The following is an 18,903-nucleotide window of genomic DNA, read 5'->3' as shown; positions in this document are numbered from 1 at the left end:
TCCTCTTCGTCAGGACGGATATGGACGGGTCAGGGCAGTGCCGTTGATGCGGGCCGGCGTGAGGTCGACCACGGTTCCGGTGCGCCGGGCTCGTTCGGCTGCCCAGACGACGCGGTGCGAGGCGAGTGTCACCTCGGGCCCGGAATCGATGCCGGAGCGGACTCCGGTGGCCACAGCGGTCAGGAAGTGGCGCATGAGCTCGGTGTCGGCGCCGCCGTGGCCGTCGGCCGCGGACGCGGAGCCGTCCACGGATGTGTGGATGACTTCGGTGGCGTTGCCGAGGAAGTCGTGCACGGTGATGCTCCGACCGTCACCCTCGATGCTGCCCTTGGTGCCGAAAAGCCTGGTTTTGCGGAAGTCCAGTTCGGTGAAGGCGACCATGGTGAAGGAGGCGGTCACCCCGCCGTCGTACTCGAGGATGACGACCTGGTGGTCGACCACGTCGTTGTAGCCGGCGTAGACACACCGGCCGTAAGGGCCCTCGGTCAGGGCCTGGGTGAGGCCGTGCTCGGAGACGTCGTCGGTGAGCACACCCAGCGGCCATTTCTGGTAGACGGGATCGTGGAGGAACCTCTGGTAGATCCGCACGGCGGAGTAGGCGCAGGTGCGTTCCACCGGGCAGCTGACACACCGGTCGGTGGCACCGGCCGGCTTGTTCTCCGGTCTGAAATGGTAGAGCCCTCCGAACGAGGAGACCCGTCGTGCGGGCTTGCCGATGATGTGGCCCAGCCAGTCGATGTCGTGGCTGGACTTGGCCAGCAGCATGGACGACGAGTCCGCTTCCACCGCCCAGTTCCCGCGCACGTAGGAATGCGCATGGTGCCACCAGCCCACCGGCTCCAGGTGCTCCACGGACACGATGTCGCCGATGCGGCCGGAGGTGATGATCTCGCGCAGTGTCTGCGAGTACGGGGTGTATCGCAGGACGTGGCACACGGTCAGTTGCACGTTGTTGCGCACGGCGGCCTCGGCGATGCGCTCGGCTTCCTGCTCGTTGGGCGCCATCGGCTTTTCCAGCAACAGCGCGTACCCCAGGTCGGCCAGGGCACACGCGGGCTCGGTGTGCTCGCGGTCGGGGGTGGCGATGATGGCGGCATCGGCAAGCCGCGGAAGCGCGGTCAGCTCGCGCCAGTCGGCGAACACCCGGGTGGCGGGCAGGCCGAACTCGTCGGCCATGGCGGCACGCTTGTGAGGATTCGGCTCAGCCACCGCAACGACGCGGCCGCTGCCCAGCGAGTGGGCGAGGCGCGCGTATCCGGCACCGCGCGCACCCGCGCCGAGGATGGCAAGGGACACTGTCACGGGGGCTCCTACTTCACGGCACCCTGGAGGATGCCTTTGACGAAATGACGCTGGAAGAACAGGTAGAGCAGCACGACCGGGGTGATCACGATCAGCGTCCCGGCACACAGCAGGGGGATGTTCTTGCCGAATTGCTGGACGAACTTGCCCAGACCCGCGGGCGCAGTGCGCATGGTGGGATCTTGGATCAGGATCAGCGCGAGGAGGAACTGGTTCCAGGCCCACATGAAGTACAGCAACGCCAGTGTGGTCAGGGCCGGGCGTGCGGTCGGCAGCAGCACGGACGTCAGAACCCGCCAATGGGATGCGCCGTCCACTGTGGCTGCTTCGGTCAGCTCTTTGGGCAGTGATTCGAAATGTGAACGCATCCAGAACACCCCGAACGGCATGAACACGCCGATCAACGGCAGGATGACCGCCCAATAGGTGTTGAGCAGGCCGAGGGAGCGCATGTCGTAATAGAGCGGGATGACGATGGCCTCCAGCGGCAGTGCGAGGCCGATCATCAGCAGACCGAACAGCGGTGTCCGCAGCCGGGATCCCATCATGGACATTCCGTAGCCGGCCAGGGTGGCCAAGACGACGGCCACGGGCACGACACCGAGAGCGATGATCGCGCTGGACTCGAGCAGCGCGCCGAAACCGGCGCTGGTCCACGCGGTGGCGAAGTTGCCCCACTGGGGGTGTTCCGGCCACTCGAAACCCGGGTCCAGATTGGTCTGGGGTTGCAGCGCGGCGAGGAAGATCGCCACGAACGGCACCAGCACCGACAACGCTGCCACGACAAGCGCGGCCCGGGTGAGTGTTCTGGTCACTGGTGCACTCTCTTCTGTGCCGGCGCCCCGAGGGGGTGCGAAAGGGGAACTGGGTGGAGGCCGGGATAAAGGTTTGTGCCGGTCACCCGTCGAAGGCCGTGCCGGCACCTCCGACCCCGGCCTGCCCGCAGCCGTGCAGCGGTGCCCGAGGAACGCGCCCTCGAGCGCCGATAGGTGAGCGCTCTGCTCCCGATTCCCTCGTTTTTGCCTGGCTCCTGCCTGGTGCGAGCAGGAAGACGGCACTGGTGCCGCGAAGTGGCGGGCTGTTGTTCCCCGTCCAGATGGCCGGGGCTGCGGCCGGGAGTGCGGGGAGCGGGGTGAATCGAGAGCGCGGCAGGGCCACCGCGTTCACGCTGGATCACACCGATGCCGGGTCCGCCCGCCGGGCAACCCGGGCGGGCCGGTATGCCGAGTGACAGGACATACCGGCCTAGATCGGGCGTCCGCGCGTCCGGCTGGTCGACGCACCGCTGGGCAATAGCCGCTGAACTGCGCCGACAGCGATCACGGACCGGCGCCACTCCGTGGCTCTCCCCGATGCGGCCCCTGACCCTCGCGAAACGCACGGGACCGCCGACGATCTGGGCGGGCGTGTCCACCGGCGGCGGTCCGCCACGCGGATGCTCGCGTACGTGACGGAAGTCCGTATCCCGACCGGCGTCCGCAGTCACCGCGTCCCGGCCGACGACCGGTTCGGCATGCTGCGGGACGCACACCGGCCCGGCACCAGAGTGACCTCCCTTCGCCTGACATCGTCGGGTGCGCTGGGAGGTGTCACCACCCGCCCGGACTCCGCGTGGACCGTGGCGTCGGTCAAAGGGCTCCTCGCCGCACTCCGGGCACGGCAAGGCGTCCACGACACCGCCACCGCCACCGCCACCGCTGCCGCCGGCGGCCGGCGGCACGCCGGTCACCGGGCCGGTCTCGACGGCCCGGCCCGCACCTGCGGCGAGCGCCATCCCCGCATCGGCTGTGTCCTGGCCTGCGCGGTCGTCCGGGGGAGCGGCCGATCCCGGCAGCACCACACGTCCCGCGGTTCCGCCGTACCTCGCGGCGCCGTTCATCCTGCCGATCACCAGGTCGCGGGGTGAGTTCCGCTTTGAGGCCGGCGACTGAGGTGTCATGGGCGCTCCCGGGCGATCCGGTTGACCAGGTACATCACGGCGCAGGTCAGCGCGCTGAGCACGGTGGCCAGCGCACACGCGGTGCCGACCCGGCCGGCGGTGAACACGAGCTCGTAGACCTGGACCCCGGGAACCATGGTCTTGTAGCCGGGGCCCCCGCCGGTCATGACGTACACGACGTCGAAACCTGCCAGCGCGGCGATGATCGTGATGGTTGCCGCGACGGCGATCTCCTGCCGGAGACCGGGCACCGTGATGTGCCAGAACTCGCGTACCGGTCCGACACCGTCCAGCTTCGCCGCTTCGTAGAGAGCCGGATCGATCTTGCCGATGCCGGCCAGCAGCAGCAGAAAGCACAGCCCCGTGCACACCCACGTCCCGATGAACCCCACGGCGGGGAACGCCCAGTCGAAGTCGCCGAGCCATGGCCGGGTGATCTCACCGAGGCCGACGGCGGTCAATGCCTCGTTGAGCGGTCCGCGTTCGCTGTAGACCCATCGCCACACCACTCCGACCGCGACGAGCGGCAGGATCTGGGGCAGGAACAGGACCGTGCGGATCACCGGCATCGCCTTCCACGGCGTCGCGGCGACCAGCGCGGCCAGCACGAGACCGAGCGCGATGGGGATGACCGAGTAGAAGATGATGAATCCGAACGCGTTCAGTACCGCGCCCCGCAGGGCCGGTTCGGTCAGTACGTCGGCGTAGTTGCCGATACCGACCCAGCGGGCCACCCCGATCCCGTTCCAGTCCCAGAGGGAGGTCCAGATGCTCTGTACCCAGGGCGCGATCACCACTGTCAGGTAGACGGCGAATGCGGGCAGCACGTACAGCAGCGGGATCAGGGAGACCCGCCGGCGCCGCCGCGCGGTGGTGACCGCGCGCGCGGTCACCACCCGGGCGGGCTGCACTGCCGTGTCAGCCATGGGTCTTGGCCCAGTTGTCCTGCACTGCGCCGATGAATCCGTCGACGGTGACCTTGTTCCCGATGAGCTGCTGTGTCGTCGCGATCAGGGTGTCGTTCATGGTGGGCGTCGCGTTGTTGTTGAACCCCACCAGCCCGTTGTCCGCGTTGACCTTGCCCCAGGCGGCGACGACATCGGACATCAGGGTGCCCGGTGCGGGCTTGGCCGCGGTCAGGTCGGCCGGCATGAACCCGGCCTTGAACTCGGCGGCCGAGGCCTGGCCGGAGTGCAGGAAGTCCAGGAACAGCGCAGCGGCGTCGGGGTTCTTGCTCTTCGCGGAGATGCCGTAGGCGACCGACGTGCCGATGGCGGTGCCGTGCGGTGCGGGGAAGAGCATGAACCCCGCGTCGGCCCGGAGTCCGTCGCTGATCTTGGACGCGTCCCAGTTGCCGTCGACCAGGAACACGCCGTCACCCTTGGTGAACTGGCTGACCGCGGTCTGGGCGTCCACGCCGTTGGCGTCGGCCGACACGTATCCCTTCTGCGTCCACTCGACCAGCTTGGCCGCGGCCGCCCGGTTGCCCGCGGTATCGAAGGAACGCCCCGGCTGCCCGAAGATCCACTTGGCCGCCTGTTGCGGGCCGTCCTGAGACTGGCCCATGAGCTGGACGATGAACGACGCGCCGCCGTCGGCGTTGCCCAGCTGCAGCGGCCGCTCGCCCTTGGCCTTGGCTCTGGCCAGCAGTTCCTCGAACTGGCTCACCGAGGTCGGCGGAGTGGTCATGCCGAGTTCGGCGGCCTTGGTCTTGTTGTAGTAAACCCCGACCTCGGAGAAGCCCGCGGGTGCGGCGTACAGCTTGCCGGTGCCCAGCGTCGTTCCGTTCTCGGCCACTCGCCACTGGTCGAGCTGGGCGCTCGGATACACCGAGGACCACTTGTATGCCGCGTCGTAGGCCGACAGATCGCGGACCAGGCCGTCCTTGACCGTGGTGCCGACCGAGTTGAGCAGGACGATGTCCGGTGCCTGATCCGAGGCCAGCGACAGGTTGAGGCTCTTGTTGTAGTCGTCGAAGTTGGTGTCCTGGTAGTGGATCGTGACGTTCGGGTACTTGGCCTGGAAGGCGGTGATGATTTCCTTCACGGCGGCACCGGACTCCGGTGTGGACACCAGGGACAGACTGACCTTGCTCGCCGGGGCTGCCGTGTTCACCGGGCCTTGCGCCTGCGGCGCCGTCGGGGCCGCGGGACCAGGAGCGCAGGCGGCCGCGCCGACCGCGAGGACCACCGCGCTCGCGGCAAGAAACTTGATCTTCATGAGGACCTTCTCTTCGAGGTGCGAACCGGGCGCGACACCTGGAGGTTCACGACGTGGGACACGTCCAACCGGGTGAAAGCAAAAGAAATTTGTTTTGCTATGATGTGCGTCGCATAAGCGGACGTCAAGGGGCTGCGGTGGATGTGTTCGATCAACTACGCGGTGGTGACCAGAGTGCACTGCGCGGTCTCAATATCCAGCGGGTTCTCCGGCTGAGCTTCGACCGGCCGGTCCTCACCACCACGTCGGTGGCCCAGTACACGGGCCTGTCGCGGCCGACCGCACAGACCATCCTGAGCACACTGGTCGAGGCTGATCTGCTCCGCCTGGACGGGCACGACGCCCGGCGCGGGGGCCGCCCGGCCCAGCAGTACCGCTTCGCCGGCGACAGCCGGTATGTGGCGGGAGTGGACATCGGCGCGTACTCGATCTCGGTGCGCGTGGCCTCGCTGGACAACGTCACCGTGGCTGCCGTGCGCCGGGCGGTGTCCCCGGACCTCGGGGCCGAAGCCCGCATCGCCTGCGTGGCGGCGATGATCGCCGACGCCGCGCCCGCCGGCCTCGTCGCAGTCGCGCTCGGCAGCCCGGGAATCATCGATGCACACGGTGTGGTGCGCCAGTGTGTCGCAATCACCGGCTGGGCCGGGGTCGACCTCGCCGCCGAGTTCGGGCGCAGGCTCGGTTGCCCGATCACCGCGACCAAGGACACCAATCTTGCCGTGCTGGCCGAGCACCGGCTCGGTGCAGCCCAAGATGTCCAAATTGCACTGTATGTGCATCTCGGGCACCGGCTCGGTGTCGCTGCTCTCATTGCGGGGCTGCCCTTCACGGGCTGGTCCGGCGCGGCGGGCGAGATCGGCAGGCACCCTGGTCTCGGCTGGGAGCAGGCCCCCGGAGAGCTGTTCCGGATGGCCGGGGTCCCGGCCGGCTCGGCGGAATCGGCGAACGAATGGGTGTTCACCCGCGCCGCCGAGGGCGATGCCCACGCGCTCACCGCGGTCGACCTGTTCGCCAGAACCCTCGCCGACGGCATCGGTGCGATGGTCCTCGCACTGGATCCCCAGCGTGTCGTCATCGGCGGCGGCGCCGCCCGGGCAGGCTCGGTCGTCCTGGAACCCATCCAGCGGCATCTGGCCAAAACCTGCTACGTGCTGCCCGAGGTGGTCTTGTCCGCCCTGAACGACGACAGCGTCGTCCTTGGAGCAGTCGAGGTGGCGATGGCCCATGCTCGTGATCTGGTACTGGCCAGCGCCGTTGAACTCGTGAATCCCGTGTGAGTGGCATTGCACATGGCCGAATTCGACGAGCGGGGCACATGCCGGCAGGTTCTGCAGCCTGCGCGGCTGCTCGCCGGCCATCTGGCCGCGGTCTCCGTCACGGACTCTGCACTCATCGCCAGCGCCGGCGACGCCCGCACGTGTTTCAGAGAAGAGAGATGCTTGCATTTTGATCACCTTTCCGGCGCCGGGCGTAATGGTGCTTGGCGGAGCTCACGGCCCCTGCAAGCCGCGTTCCGCAGCTGGCACGGGCCTGGCATAGACCAAATATTAGTTTCCGGCGGGCACCGGTCATCCGCACTGCCACGTCGGGTGACCTCGCGAAAGAGGTGGTCGTTGTGCTGACAACTCTTGGTCTCGCCCGTCAGCAGGTGAGACGCGATGAGATATGAACAGCTGCTGGTGCGTTGTCCCTGGATCACCGGTGTGGCCCTCAACCCGGGTGCACGCCACGCTTCGGCGGAGGAAGAGACTGCTGAAGCATACGTCAGGAAAAACCATCGCCGACGTGTCTCACGAACTGGCCTCTTAGCTCCCCGCACACTCGGCAAGGCGCCGGCAACGACGAATCGACGCAGGCACCTGTCACGCCAACCACGCGGACGCTCGGGCCCGATGATCGCGTCAGCTCTGCAGCGCAAATTCACGCGTTTCGACATCGGAGTGTGACGTAGTGCCCAGTCAAAGGTATCGGACACTGGCCGCGGAACTCGCCACCGGGATTCACCGGGGCGACCACCCGCCCGGTACGCGACTGCCCACACTCCGGATGCTGGCCATCAGCCATGGCGTCGCCCGCGCCACCGCTCGAGCCGCCGTCAAGATCCTCGAAGACGACGGACTGGTCACCGTCCGGCACGGGCATGGCATCACCGTCCGCTTTCGGGAATGCCTCCCGGCACCTCCGCCCGCCCCAGTTCGGCGCGTCAGTACCTCGAACGATGGCACTGTCACCGTTCTCGCCGGCTGGGCTCGGCCGGACCGAGACATCACAACCCGGCTAGGGATGCAGGACGGGACACTTGTCGCGCATCGCATCCACCACCATCGCCGTCGCGGTATCCTCGTCAGGATCGACGAGCACTGGATTCCCGGGCGCATGATCGATCACGTTCGGCTGACGACCGGACACGACTTGACCGATGCGGCGGACACCTCCACCCCGGAAGTGCTCGCCGTCCTGCACCGCTCGGGCGTGGCTGCCACCGTGGCGACGCTGCAAGTCGAATCCCGCCGCGCCTCAGCGCACGAGTCGGAGCTGATGGGACTTGCTACCGGGACGCCAATCGCCAGCGCATATATGACAACTCACGACACCTCGGGTACGCCGATCAACGTCTGCATGACCGTGTCGGTCGAGCCGATCAAGGCAGTAACCATCGCCGCGATCGACGGTGCCGAACCGGACTGGTGACGAGGCCACGGTGGTACTCGCAACCACAATTTCCTGTCCGCGGGTATCGCGCCGAGGTCCGGCGGATGGTGCCGACGGTTGCCCGCCCGGGAGCACCCGCCGACGGTCGGACAGTCCTCGACGTCGGCGCACAACCCGCTCGAAATGCTGCGAAAGCAAAAGGTCCCGCTGCTGCCCGTGGTGGTTGTCCAGCGCTGGTCTCCGTTGTCGTGCCGGACTCATACGATCAATCGCGTGTCGGGAATGATGAAAATGCGGGGTCGTCGACGGCTCTGCCGGTCGCGGTGCCGGCGATTGTGTAGGTGGCGCCGGAAGTGGTCGGGGTCGGAGGCCGAGGTCACTGGCCGAGGATGGAAACCGCGGGTCGCGCTCGCGTGGAGAAAAGCCGCGGCGCGCACTCGTTGCCGGTGTTTTGTTCGCGGGGGATCGCGCTGCGGTGGCGGAAGCCGGCGGATCACCGGATCAACCGCCGCCGAAGTAGCGGGACCGTCGACTGCGCGACCATGCCGGGGGAGATGCTGAACACTGGCCGGGGCTGGTCATTATCGCAGGGGGCGCAGCCTTCGATAGGCTCGTCGCCGTCGTCGACGAGTAGGTACAGCGCGGCGGACGTCAGTAGTTCGGATTTCTCGCTTTTGCGCATCAGCTCAATCGGGCCGGAGTGATTGGCCAGACAAAACTCTCTGATCCCGGGCTTTGACAGGCGTTGCCGAATGATGACCGGACGGTATCGTTATGCCACTGGCCGGCGAGCATGCAGGCGTCGAGTGGTATTGACGGTTTCGTGGGTCGTAACGGTGGTTCTCATTGCCAGTGATATGACCTCGGGTGGTAGTGTATGCAAGACTTTCACAAATATCTGTTAATTTCAGTCAGCAGATTACCGGTTCCGTCTTGTTTTTGTGCGCGGTCGCGAAATTTTAAGATCCGTTCAGTGTACATGTCCTGGTGAAGTAACCGGCTGAGCGAGTGCTCCAACCTTTCTGCGGTGAGGTGCCGCGCTGGAATAACCGCGGGAGTGAGGCCCAGCGTGTGAAGCCTTCCAGCCCAATAAGGCTGATCCAGCATGACGGGAACGGGCAGGGTGGGTATTCCGGCGCTCAGGGAGGCATGTACCGTTCCGACTCCGGCATGGTGAACCGCGGCTCTCATGCGCGGGAAGAGCCAGTCATGAGGGCACTCGCCGATGGTGAGGATGTCGTCTGTCTCTGCGTGCAGTCCGCCCCATCCCGCTTGGATGACTGCTCGGACACCAAGAATCCGGACAGTTTCTTCGATGATCTGGTTCAGCTTTGCCGTATCGGTGCGGTACATGCTGCCGAAGCCGAAGTACACGGGCGCCGGCCCGCGCTCGAGGAAGTCGAGCAGGCGTCGCCCGGGTTGCCAGCCATCCGGGCGGCACGGCGTCCAGTGGCCGGTCGTGGTGTGCGGGAAACCCGCGGGAATCAATGCTTCGCTCATCCCATAGCAGATCTGCTGGTCGCGCAGTGTGCGCAGGAGTGTTTCCGTGCGCCGGAGGGGCAGGCCGAGGCTGTGGCGCAGATATCTGACGGCGGGTGCGAACATGTGGCTGAGGGCCAGTTTGGCGGCCTTGTCGGCCAGGGCGTAGCCGTTGGCGGCGTGCCCTGCGGCCAGCCGGGGCAGAATCATCCCGAGTGCGATGGTGTACACGCCGACGGAAGGCACGTTCAGCCCTTCACCGATGACCGCGCACAAGGGATGCATCAGGGGGTTGGCGAGGATGAGGTCGGCCTCTGCGCTCGTCCGCAGGAGGACGGGCGCGGCGGTGGTGGGGATGTGTTGCCACAACCGGGGGTGGGCTCGTTTTCTTGCCAGGAGGACGTCCTCTTGTTTCTCCGTCGGCAGGGCGTGAACGTGCGCTGCGTGCATGGTGAAGCGGTTGGTGTAGCGGGAGGAAACGACAACGGTGACCTGATGGCCGGCTGCGGTGAGCGCTGCGGCGACGCCGGTGTAGGGGGCAATATCGCCGGTGGACCCCCAGGTAGTGAGGAGCACGCGAAGGGACCGCTTGTCCGGGGGAGCCGAAGGCATGATGCGGGCTCTTTCCTGTCTATGGTGAATCGGGGCGGGAGCGGCGTAGCGAGCAGGCGCCGGTGCACGTCACCGTTCGTCTGCGGCTGGTCACGAAGACGTCGTCGGTGAGACAAGGACCCCCGGGCCGGCGGGGGATTGCCCTTCGAGGAACCGCTCGACCAGGCCGGCGAACTCCGCTTCGCGTTCGAGGTACAGAAGATGATCGGTGTCTTGCAGGACAATGAGTGTGGCGTTGTCGATGGTGTCGGCGACCGCCCGGTTGTCCTCAAGCGTGGTGGTGCTGTCGTATTCCCCGACGCCGACCAGGGCGGGGACATGTGCGACGCGCCCATGGACGAGAGGGTCCTCCAGTTGCAGACGTCCGCGGTTGGCGACGAAGCGCACGAGGGGGTCCTCGCCGGTCTTGACGAGCCGTTCGGTCAGCAGGCGTGCAGCCGCGCGGATCCGGATATTGCGGTGATAGGCCCGAGGATTTGTCAAAGCCCCCGCGAGCTGGTGCGCAGCGTCGCGGAGTGAGGCGGGAGTGGGCGGGCCGAGTTGCGGGTCTTCTGGAGACGTATGATGGTCTGCTGCCGCGTTGTGTGGGTGGTGCACGGCGGCTTCTCGGCGCAGGCCCTCGCGGAGCACCTCCAGGATGTGCGGACCGGTGGTGAGAGTCGTTCCGAAGAGAAGCAGGCGGCTGACACGGTCGGAGTGCTGCTGCGCGAGGCGGTAGGCAATGGGGTAGCCGGAGGAGACACCCAGGACCGCGAAGCGGTCGATACCGAGCTGGTCGAGGACACGCAGGGCGGCGTCGGTCAGATCGTCCCAGGAAAGCGTGCCTGTCCCAGCGTCCGCTGTGCCGGCCTGGGGCAGCTCGGGGATGAGGAGTCGGTATCGGCCGCCAAGGCGGGTCTCGAGCGGTTTCCAGGTCTCCCGTGCCTGGAAGCCGCCGCCGATGATGAGCAATGAGCTGCGTGGTGCTCCGGATCGGGGGGACAGGTCGCGGCAGGAGAAGCCGTGGGAACCCCACGTGACGATGTGGTCGACGACGGTCGGGCTCTGCGCAGCGGTCACGGGGTCGCCGCCAGACGACGGTCGATCACGGCGACCAGATCCGCGATTGTCGACACACCGGATAGGTCGGTCTCGGCGATGGTGAGATGGTGCTCTTCCTCGAGGACCATGGCGAGTACGGCGATGGCCATGGAGTCGACGCCAGCCTCCTGGAGGGTCGCCTCGGGTGTGATGGCGTCCGCCGCAAGACCGGCGTGACGTGTCAGGATGTCGGTGACGCGGGCGAATGTGTCCGGCACGGTCGGTTCCTCCGAGTAATGGGGGTTGATCGACTACATGTGTGGGCTGAGGCCTGATGGCCAGACGGCGGTCGTGGCGGCCCAGGACAGGCCGCTGCCGAAGGCCACCAGCACCGCCCGGTGGCCCGCATTCAGCGTGCCGTCTGCGACGGCGTGGGTGAGCAGGAGAGGAAGTGAAGCGGCGGCGGTGTTGCCGACGGTGGCGATGTTGGACGGCATCTTCGCGGTGGGAAAGTCGAGGGCGGCGGCGACGGCGTGCGAGATCGCCGCATTGGCCTGGTGGGTCAGCAGCACATCGACGTCGCGTAAGTCCCAGCCTGCCGACGCGATCGCCTCGCGCACCGACTCGGACATGCGGCGTACCGCGTTACGCAACACGTGACTGCCCTTCATGCGCAGAAACAATTCACCGCCGCCGTCGACCGGGACACGTTGCCTGCTGCCCCCCGCAGGGATGGCGAGAATGTCGGACAAGGTGCCATCGCTGCCCCAAACCGCCGGGCCGAACGTGGATTTCTCCGTCGGCTCGGCGGCCCGTAGGACGGCAGCTCCGGCCCCATCACCGAAAAGAGGGGCGGTCTGCGGGTCAGCCTGGTTGACGAACGCCGACATGATTTCCGCGGCGACGATCAGCACACTGCGTACAGTGCGGGCGCTGAGCAGGCCGCGGGCGATCTCGCAGGCGTAGAGAAACCCGGAGCAGCCGGCACTCACGTCGAAGGCGGGAATACCGGTCATTCCCAACTCGGTGGCCACCTCCGGAGCGCCTGCGGGGCACAGACGCTCCGGAGTGGAGGTGGCCAGGATCAAGGCCTCGGCGCTGTCGAGGCCGGAGGAGGCCAGGGCGCGTCTGCCCGCTTGGACGGCCAGGTGCACGGTCGCGGTGCCAGGGGTCACGCGGTGACGCTGGGCAATGCCCATGCGCCGCCGGATGAACGCAGCGGTCTGCGGGGACACGAACCCGGAATTGTCCACGACAATCGGCGGCAGCCAGCTGCCCAGACCGCACAGGACCACAGGTGTACTCTCCATCGGCCGAGCTCCTCTCCTCAAGCGGCCGGCGCTTCGATCAACCCGTATTGGCGATGGCGTCGCCTGCGGCGAAGTCGACCAGGCAGGACAGTTGCGCAAGAGACTGCCCGGTGAAGTGGCGCATCACCAGGTCGCTGGTGTCTTCCCGTCTTTCCAGGAAGATCCAGTGATCCGCATCGCCAACCACCGCGAACCGGCAGTCGCTGATGTTCGCGGCGAAACGCCGGTGCTGCGCAGGCGAGCCGAGAGTGTCGTGAACACCGCAAAAGACGAGGGTGGGCACGTCGTCCAATCCGCCTGCGGGGTCGAGTTCCCGGGTGACCGAATAACGTCGCGCGGGCAACGCCGTGACGGTCGTTGACATGGCTCGCACCAGCAGCCGCCGCACCAGCCGGTGCACGACCTCGCCGTTGCGGACGGCCTGTGACTGCACGGGCTCCAGGAACGCGTCCGCCAGGCTTTCCGCAAGCGCTTGTGGCTCCCCTCCTGCCGTCCGCGCGGCGCCAAGCTCCAGATGGGAGATCAGCCGGGAAGCGATTCCCAGCGGAACACCACCGAGCGCCAGCCGGGCCACCCGCGCCGGGCTTCGCTGCGCGAAGCGGTAGGCAATCAGCGAGCCCAGCGAATAGCCGAAAAAGTTGACCCGCGTCACGCCGAGGTCGTCCAACAGGGCCGTCACCACCTGGCACAGGTGATCAATTGAGGGTCCGGCACCGGTCGGCGACACGACGACAAAACCCGGCACATCGACAGACATCAGATCCGCGAGAGGGAGGACGTGTTCTCGTCGCACCGACCAGCCGGGTCTGCCTTGGAGCACACCGCCGATGACCAGTACCGGGTCGATCGAGGGACTGCGGCTGCGCTCCACATGACAGGCCAGGGACACTCCGTTGAGGAGTACCTCATGGCTGGTTATGGTCGGCTCCTTCGACGCGCCACATTCCGGCACCAGCGGGCCTCAGCTCTGAATGCGCGGAGCGTTGTCGTGGGGAGTGTTCGCCGGTGGCTTGGGCGCGGTCGTGACCATGTGAGCCGTCTCGGCCAGCGTCAATCCGCCGTGCGCGCGAGCGTCGTCCATGTGGACGCCGTAGTGCTCTGCGAGGGTCACGAACAGCTCGACCTGGGCGATCGAGTCGAGATCCAAGCTGGCGAACGTCCTGTCCGGATTCAGGGTTTTCCGTTCGACGCCGAAAGTGTCCGCCAGGTAAGAGGTGATGAAGTCCAAGTGCCGGCGATCTTCTTCTGTCATGAGGGCTCCTTCTGCGGCTGTGTGAATCCGATTTGCGCAGCGATACGCGACGATGCCGGCGGCAGGCTCGGCCAGGTCATGGCAGCCGCCCCCCACACTGCGCCCCCTCCAAAAGCGGTCAGCACCGTGGCAACTCCCGGTTCGACGAACCCGCCCTGGACGGCTTCGGCCAGGACGAGGGGAATGGAGGCGGAGGAGGTATTCCCGGTGTAGCGGATATTGCCCAGCCGACTGTCCGGGGCAATGCCGACCAGGTCGGCCACCTTGTCCAGAATGCGCTGGTTGGCCTGATGCCCGATGAACGCCTTGACGTGCGTGCTCTGCCAGCCGACCGTGCGCAAGACCGAGCGTGATACCTCGGTCATCCGCGTCACCGCCTGAGTGAACGTCTGAGGTCCTTGCAACTGCAACGAGTGCTCCCACAGCGGCTCTGCCTGCGCCCGGTCCGGACGGCGAGCGCCCCCGGCGGGCACGGTCGCCAGATCCTTCTGCTCTCCGTCACTGCCCAGTTCCACAGCGAGCACGGCGCCGGCCTCGTCGGCTGTGCCGCGCCGAAGCACAACGGCGGCTGCGCCGTCGGCGAACAGCACAGCAGTGCCGCGGTCGGAGACATCCACCATGGTCGACATCGTTTCCGCGGCAATCAGCAGGACTCGATCGGCCCGCTCCGCCCGAATCCACGCTTCACCCGCGGCGAGGCCGTAGAGAAAGCCCGCGCATGCTGCGACGATGTCAAAGGCCGGTACCGTTCCCAGGCCCAACTGCGCGGCCACCCACGGCGCCGTCGCGGGGAGCCGGTGGTCGGGGGTGATCGTGGCGACCATGACGAGATCCACGTGAGTCACACCGGCCTGGTCCAGCGCTTGCCGCCCCGCCCGCACAGCAAGGTCACCGGTGCTTTCACCGTCGGCCACCCAGCCCCGGGAGACGATGCCCGTACGTGACCTGATCCAGGTGTCCGTGGTCTCCAGGGACGCAATCGGATCGTCGGTGTTGCGGATGACACGCGCGGGCTTGCAGGCCCCGACGCCCGCGATCACCGAAGCTCGATCCGCTGTCATGAGATCTCCTCACCGAGCTGACCGGGAGCATGACTCCTCTGCTACGCGGCAGCCTCATCTTCGTCCCGGGCCGAATCACGGAATGCGGGATCAGCGGCGACACTGGTGTCGTTCGGGGAAGCCGGCCCCCGCCGCTACCGGGCCGGCATCCTGCTATGCATCGAAGACGCATCGGACGCGCGCCGCGTTACAGCGAAAGTCGCGAACGCAGAAACCGGTGCCTTTGCTCCACCTGTGCGACTGCGGCGGATGGTACGCTCCGCCGAGCATCCCTGTCTGTATCGATGGTGCAACGATGTCGATCAATCCAGCATGAACCGGTGACTACTTGTGGCCGATCTGGAACTGGCGAGCGAGAAATCCGATTGATGACGAGAAATCTCGTGGCTCAAGGTGGTGTCCGCCGTCGCCAGCCGGATGCGCTTAAAGCAGCCCGCATTTACCACGAAACAACAATGGGCAGCCGTACATTGTCAGAGCTACGTGGGCAGGTCTGACCGATGAGCTGCGGGACCGATTGGAGCCATTGACTCCGGTGCCGTCGTGGCGGTTGCGCTAGCCAGGTCGAAGGCGTGCGGATGATCGAGCTGCCCAGGGGCATCCTCTCAGCCGTGCGCATCAGCATAAGCTGGAACAGGCTGTCGGGAGCCCTGTTCGGCGCTTCCGAAGCCATACGGCGGCGGCTGGCCGAGTGGCTGGAGGCCGGGGTCTGGCAGCAGATGTACAAGACATTGCTCGCCGACCTGCGCGCCGCGGGGCTGCTCGACCTGCTGGTCATGCCGGTCGGCTCCATCTGTTTGCGTGCACTCACGGGGGTAACGCGCCGGGCCGAGCATGGTCGACCGACGTACACCCGGCTCCCAGCACGACCTGATCACCGACGCACACGGTACCCAGCTCGCCGTCGACCTGACCGGCGGCCGCCACCGGCGACGCCACCTAGTTGGTTCTGCTGCCCGCGGCCGTCCTACCCATCCGGGGCATGGCCGGCAATGCCCCGGATGGGTAGAACGGCTCTGCGCCGACCACGACACGTACCGTTGCCGGGTCTGCGCCCGCGCCATCGCCCCCCTGATCGGCCGCCGCGGTGTCGGACGCGGTTCCGGCTGGAGGCACGATCCACGGGCCCGCGAAGTGTGCCTTCGCGTGGCCCACCGGTGTCCGCCGGCTCTGTGTCCACACCCAACGCCGAGCCGGCATCCATCACACCACCCTCCACCTGGTATGTGCAATCATCCGCCTAGGCAAACGCATTCTGGACTGATCACCTGGCCCGGCATGTGACCGGAGGGTGCAGGGGAACATCTGCGTGTGGTTCGTGTCCTCGCCGGGTTGAAGCGTGTCCTCCGTTCCGGCTCGTCGGGTGAAAGCTCATCGTGAAGCCCGCGAGGGTTGGCAGCAGCGGACCCGGGACGGCGAAGAGCCAGACCAGGCGTTTCTGCAGTGCAGGTGCGCGTCGCCGGTGGCGTCGCCGTGGTGGCCGACCTGGCTCCTCCGGACCTGGGTGGTGTGGTGGTCTGTGCGGTCGACTGGAGCGGGCCTGTTGTGCTGCAGTTCGAGCACCCCGGTCCGAAAGTCAGCAATGTGTAGACCCCCGCCTGAGATGCAGATGATCCCGTCGTGTCACGGCATGTACTCGTTCCTCGCGCGCCCATCACGGCTTGGATCTGTTTGAGGTGGTCCGGCCCGGTGGGGTCGGCGCGGCGGCGTCGCAGGTTTCCGGCAGCTGCCAGAATGTAAAGCGTGTCCGGTCCGGCATGGGCCGAGCCTGTCCCGGCATGTTGGCCGAGCGGCCGCTGGAGTACTCATCGCCGGTTGACGTACGTGGTCGGTGCCTTGCTTATCGAGATGCCGACGAGATGACGGTGTAACGTCCCGGTTGAGAGGCGGTGATCGAGTAGTTTGATACATTGCCGCAGGTGTAGATGCCACTGCCCGGCCTGTAGGCGGCTTTCTGTGAGAATGATCGGAATTGGATCATCTGCGAATCAGCTTGTACGCCGCTGTATGAAACTGCCACGGATGGTGTGTCTCCGCAATTATTGACTCCGGAAAATTTTTCGATGAAAGCGTTGGCTGCGTTGCTGAAGCCGACGACATCGGCCGGCACTCGCCAGGCGCCGATCGTGCGGGTAACCTCAGTTGTACTGTCGGTGATTGTGCCGGTGTAGCGAAAACCTTGGCTGTCCCGCGACCGTATGGTCCGGAAAATATAGGTCCGTCCTGTGGCGTAGATGAGGTCGTTGGCTCCGCAGGTGACTCCGCTGCCACCGTCGGCGCCTGCCCGGCAGTGTGCGTCCAAAGGCGTGGCACCATTGCCGAAGTACGAAAATCTCACTCCGGCCTTTCCGTTGGGATGGGGCTGCAGGCCTGAGTAAAACCCGTTGTGGTCGTTGCCGTAGAAATATTGGCTGTAATATATGTTGTCGACGTTCGAATTGGTGTCCACCTTGATTGCGTATTCGAACGTAGTAAAATTACCGGGAGCCGAGTAGGTGAAATTGATGAAGTGCTGCGGGCTGCTTGCCGGTATGAACGATGGTTCGTTGGCTGCTGGAGCCGTGAATGACGCCGCAGGGTTACTTTCAGCCGCAGTTGCGTCTTCGCTGGGGACATCGGCCTCGGGGTTCTCGATCGGCCCTGTTCCCGTCCGGGTTGATTCCGGAGGTGTCGAGGACGGGTGTGACGTCGGCGGTGGAAGAGGCGCCGAAGGCTGGCTCGACGACGTGCTCGACGCCGGTACGCCGGTCTCTACCGCTAGACCCGATGTCGACGGGCACTTGAGGCCGGATGTGTCCGGGCAGGCCGGGTGGGGGTCGGCCGGTACCAGCAAAAACAGAAACATGAGTGCTGCAGCTGTGACGAAAGTGACAATCAGGGCCTGTGTGCGATGTCGCGCCTGCACAGCTTTCCTCGTTTCGATAACAGCGTGAGGTTTGTGGTTATGCATGAGTTGTTTACGCACGGATTCAGTGGGGATTCTGGACCGAGGAAGCGTTAATGGCTGGCCCACGCTGCGATAGCAGCGAAGCGGGAGCCGGACGCGGTGGTGATTGCGTCCTTCGCCGCAGAAAGGATACTACGCTGTCAGTTGCGATGCAACAATTTGCGTGTACATGCCAGTGTCCGAGCATCTTCTTCCACAGAGAGGCGCGGTTGCCGATCCGCACGGCAGTGCGTCCCGGTACCAGCGCTGAGCGGCACTGCCGTGAACAGGATCTAGGTGGCTTTTGTGTCACCTGGGTGCTCAGACTGTGCTTCGGGCGGGTAACCAGTGGATTCGCGCAACCGGCAACGCAGCGTCCGTAGCAGCGGACTTGGCCTGTCAAACACGCCAAGCCGGCCTTGAAGTGCCCGCTGGTGGCCGACTCCGGAACCGGGGATCTGCCAGGCTGCGGTGCTGGCAGCGAGTTTGGTAGGAACCTGGCCCTCAGCGATAGAGGCTGCAGAGTTCGCCCGATTCCGCCGAGCAGGCGATGACGCCGTCCGCGACACCGTCACCACAGCCTGCGGCTCCAGACCGCGGGCGCGTGCACTGCCGCCGGTTGCGGTGAGGTGCGGCAGTGCATGATAGGACCGCAGGCGCTGTTCGACCCCCGCTGTGCGCGGAGACCGCGTACAGGCGGCACGGAGAGTCGGCGCGCGTCTTGTCCAGGGACGTAGCGACAGGTAGGCAAATCTCGCTTCATCATTCGCTATTTCGTGTGTGACTACGTTTGCGGTCATGGCGGCGTCGTGGTCCGTGTCGGATCTGCAGTTCGTTCGAGATATCCCGGGGCCCGGCCCGTGCGCGCCATCGGCTGTGACACTGGCGCTGGTTCCGCCCTCTGGTCGTTGTCCTGTACTGGTGTTGCCGCTGCTTGCGGTTGTGCTGCCACCTGCCTGAGTCGTGGCGGTCATGCGGTGCACGCCTAACGGCAGTCGGTTGACGGTGACCAGGTTGGTGATTGTCGGGACGTTGGCGAGGTGCCTGAGTCGGTGGTGAAGTGGTGTCCTTCGTCGAGGACGGGGTGGGTGCGGCGATGGCACAGGGAGCCGACGTCGTGTCTGGCCGAT

15 protein-coding genes are annotated in these 18,903 nt (G+C 66.2%); 3 read left to right on the top strand and 12 right to left on the bottom strand.

Features of this window, described 5'->3' with window-relative positions:
* Positions 1-9: 9 nt before the first annotated feature.
* The 4 genes from NYF13_RS22720 to NYF13_RS22705 form a co-directional block, all read right to left on the bottom strand.
* Entirely contained in the window at positions 10-1,302 is a 1,293-nt protein-coding gene (locus NYF13_RS22720; RefSeq protein ID WP_315659465.1) for a Gfo/Idh/MocA family oxidoreductase, read from the bottom strand.
* Positions 1,303-1,310: 8 nt separating this feature from the next.
* A complete protein-coding gene (locus tag NYF13_RS22715) occupies positions 1,311-2,117 on the bottom strand; it encodes a carbohydrate ABC transporter permease (protein WP_315659463.1) in 807 nt (268 codons plus the stop codon).
* 1,120 nt (positions 2,118-3,237) lie between these two features.
* On the bottom strand, positions 3,238-4,167 hold the full coding sequence (locus tag NYF13_RS22710; RefSeq protein WP_315659461.1) for a sugar ABC transporter permease: 930 nt from the start codon (positions 4,165-4,167) through the stop codon (positions 3,238-3,240).
* Positions 4,160-5,461, bottom strand: a complete 1,302-nt coding sequence (locus tag NYF13_RS22705) for an extracellular solute-binding protein (protein WP_315659459.1) — start codon at positions 5,459-5,461, stop codon at positions 4,160-4,162. Before NYF13_RS22705 ends, NYF13_RS22710 begins: the two co-directional genes overlap by 8 nt.
* Positions 5,462-5,598: 137 nt before the next feature.
* On the opposite strand from NYF13_RS22705, the gene NYF13_RS22700 reads away from it, so the two are divergent.
* Both NYF13_RS22700 and NYF13_RS22695 read left to right on the top strand, forming a co-directional pair.
* The gene (locus tag NYF13_RS22700) at positions 5,599-6,738 is read left to right on the top strand and encodes an ROK family protein (protein ID WP_315659457.1); all 1,140 of its coding nucleotides are present in this window, start codon (positions 5,599-5,601) and stop codon (positions 6,736-6,738) included.
* Between the two features lie 673 nt (positions 6,739-7,411).
* Positions 7,412-8,152 (top strand): GntR family transcriptional regulator, encoded by a 741-nt coding sequence (locus tag NYF13_RS22695; protein ID WP_315659455.1) that lies wholly within the window; start codon positions 7,412-7,414, stop codon positions 8,150-8,152.
* Positions 8,153-9,001: 849 nt separating this feature from the next.
* On the opposite strand, the gene NYF13_RS22690 is transcribed toward NYF13_RS22695, so the two are convergent.
* From NYF13_RS22690 to NYF13_RS22660, 7 genes are all read right to left on the bottom strand, one after another.
* Complete coding sequence (locus tag NYF13_RS22690) at positions 9,002-10,168, bottom strand: glycosyltransferase (protein WP_315659453.1); 1,167 nt, start codon at positions 10,166-10,168, stop codon at positions 9,002-9,004.
* 126 nt (positions 10,169-10,294) lie between these two features.
* Entirely contained in the window at positions 10,295-11,263 is a 969-nt protein-coding gene (locus tag NYF13_RS22685) for an alpha/beta hydrolase (RefSeq protein WP_315659451.1), read from the bottom strand.
* On the bottom strand, positions 11,260-11,502 hold the full coding sequence (locus NYF13_RS22680; RefSeq protein WP_315659450.1) for an acyl carrier protein: 243 nt from the start codon (positions 11,500-11,502) through the stop codon (positions 11,260-11,262). Before NYF13_RS22680 ends, NYF13_RS22685 begins: the two co-directional genes overlap by 4 nt.
* 33 nt (positions 11,503-11,535) lie before the next feature.
* Positions 11,536-12,534: a beta-ketoacyl-ACP synthase 3 gene (locus NYF13_RS22675; RefSeq protein ID WP_315659449.1), complete on the bottom strand. Its 999-nt coding sequence runs from the start codon at positions 12,532-12,534 to the stop codon at positions 11,536-11,538.
* 37 nt (positions 12,535-12,571) lie between these two features.
* A complete protein-coding gene (locus NYF13_RS22670) occupies positions 12,572-13,423 on the bottom strand; it encodes an alpha/beta fold hydrolase (protein ID WP_315659448.1) in 852 nt (283 codons plus the stop codon).
* A 72-nt stretch (positions 13,424-13,495) separates the two neighbouring features.
* Positions 13,496-13,786 carry an acyl carrier protein gene (locus NYF13_RS22665; RefSeq protein WP_315659447.1) on the bottom strand — a complete coding sequence of 97 codons (291 nt, stop codon included), beginning with the start codon at positions 13,784-13,786 and terminating at the stop codon, positions 13,496-13,498.
* Complete coding sequence (locus tag NYF13_RS22660; RefSeq protein ID WP_315659446.1) at positions 13,783-14,847, bottom strand: beta-ketoacyl-ACP synthase 3; 1,065 nt, start codon at positions 14,845-14,847, stop codon at positions 13,783-13,785. The genes NYF13_RS22665 and NYF13_RS22660 overlap by 4 nt, the downstream gene beginning before the upstream one ends.
* A gap of 1,443 nt (positions 14,848-16,290) precedes the next feature.
* Between NYF13_RS22660 and NYF13_RS22655 the strand changes: the two genes are divergently transcribed.
* Positions 16,291-16,437 carry a hypothetical protein gene (locus NYF13_RS22655; protein WP_315659445.1) on the top strand — a complete coding sequence of 49 codons (147 nt, stop codon included), beginning with the start codon at positions 16,291-16,293 and terminating at the stop codon, positions 16,435-16,437.
* A gap of 250 nt (positions 16,438-16,687) precedes the next feature.
* Here NYF13_RS22655 and NYF13_RS22650 read toward each other — a convergent pair whose 3' ends face one another.
* Positions 16,688-17,812, bottom strand: coding sequence for a DUF3472 domain-containing protein (locus NYF13_RS22650; protein ID WP_315659444.1), 1,125 nt, complete (start codon positions 17,810-17,812; stop codon positions 16,688-16,690).
* Positions 17,813-18,903 lie beyond the last annotated feature (1,091 nt).

This window comes from Amycolatopsis sp. PS_44_ISF1, from assembly GCF_032335455.1.
Taxonomy (GTDB): domain Bacteria; phylum Actinomycetota; class Actinomycetes; order Mycobacteriales; family Pseudonocardiaceae; genus Amycolatopsis.
Note: the sequence above shows the minus strand (reverse complement) of the source record. Positions and strands in the feature narration are given on the sequence as shown.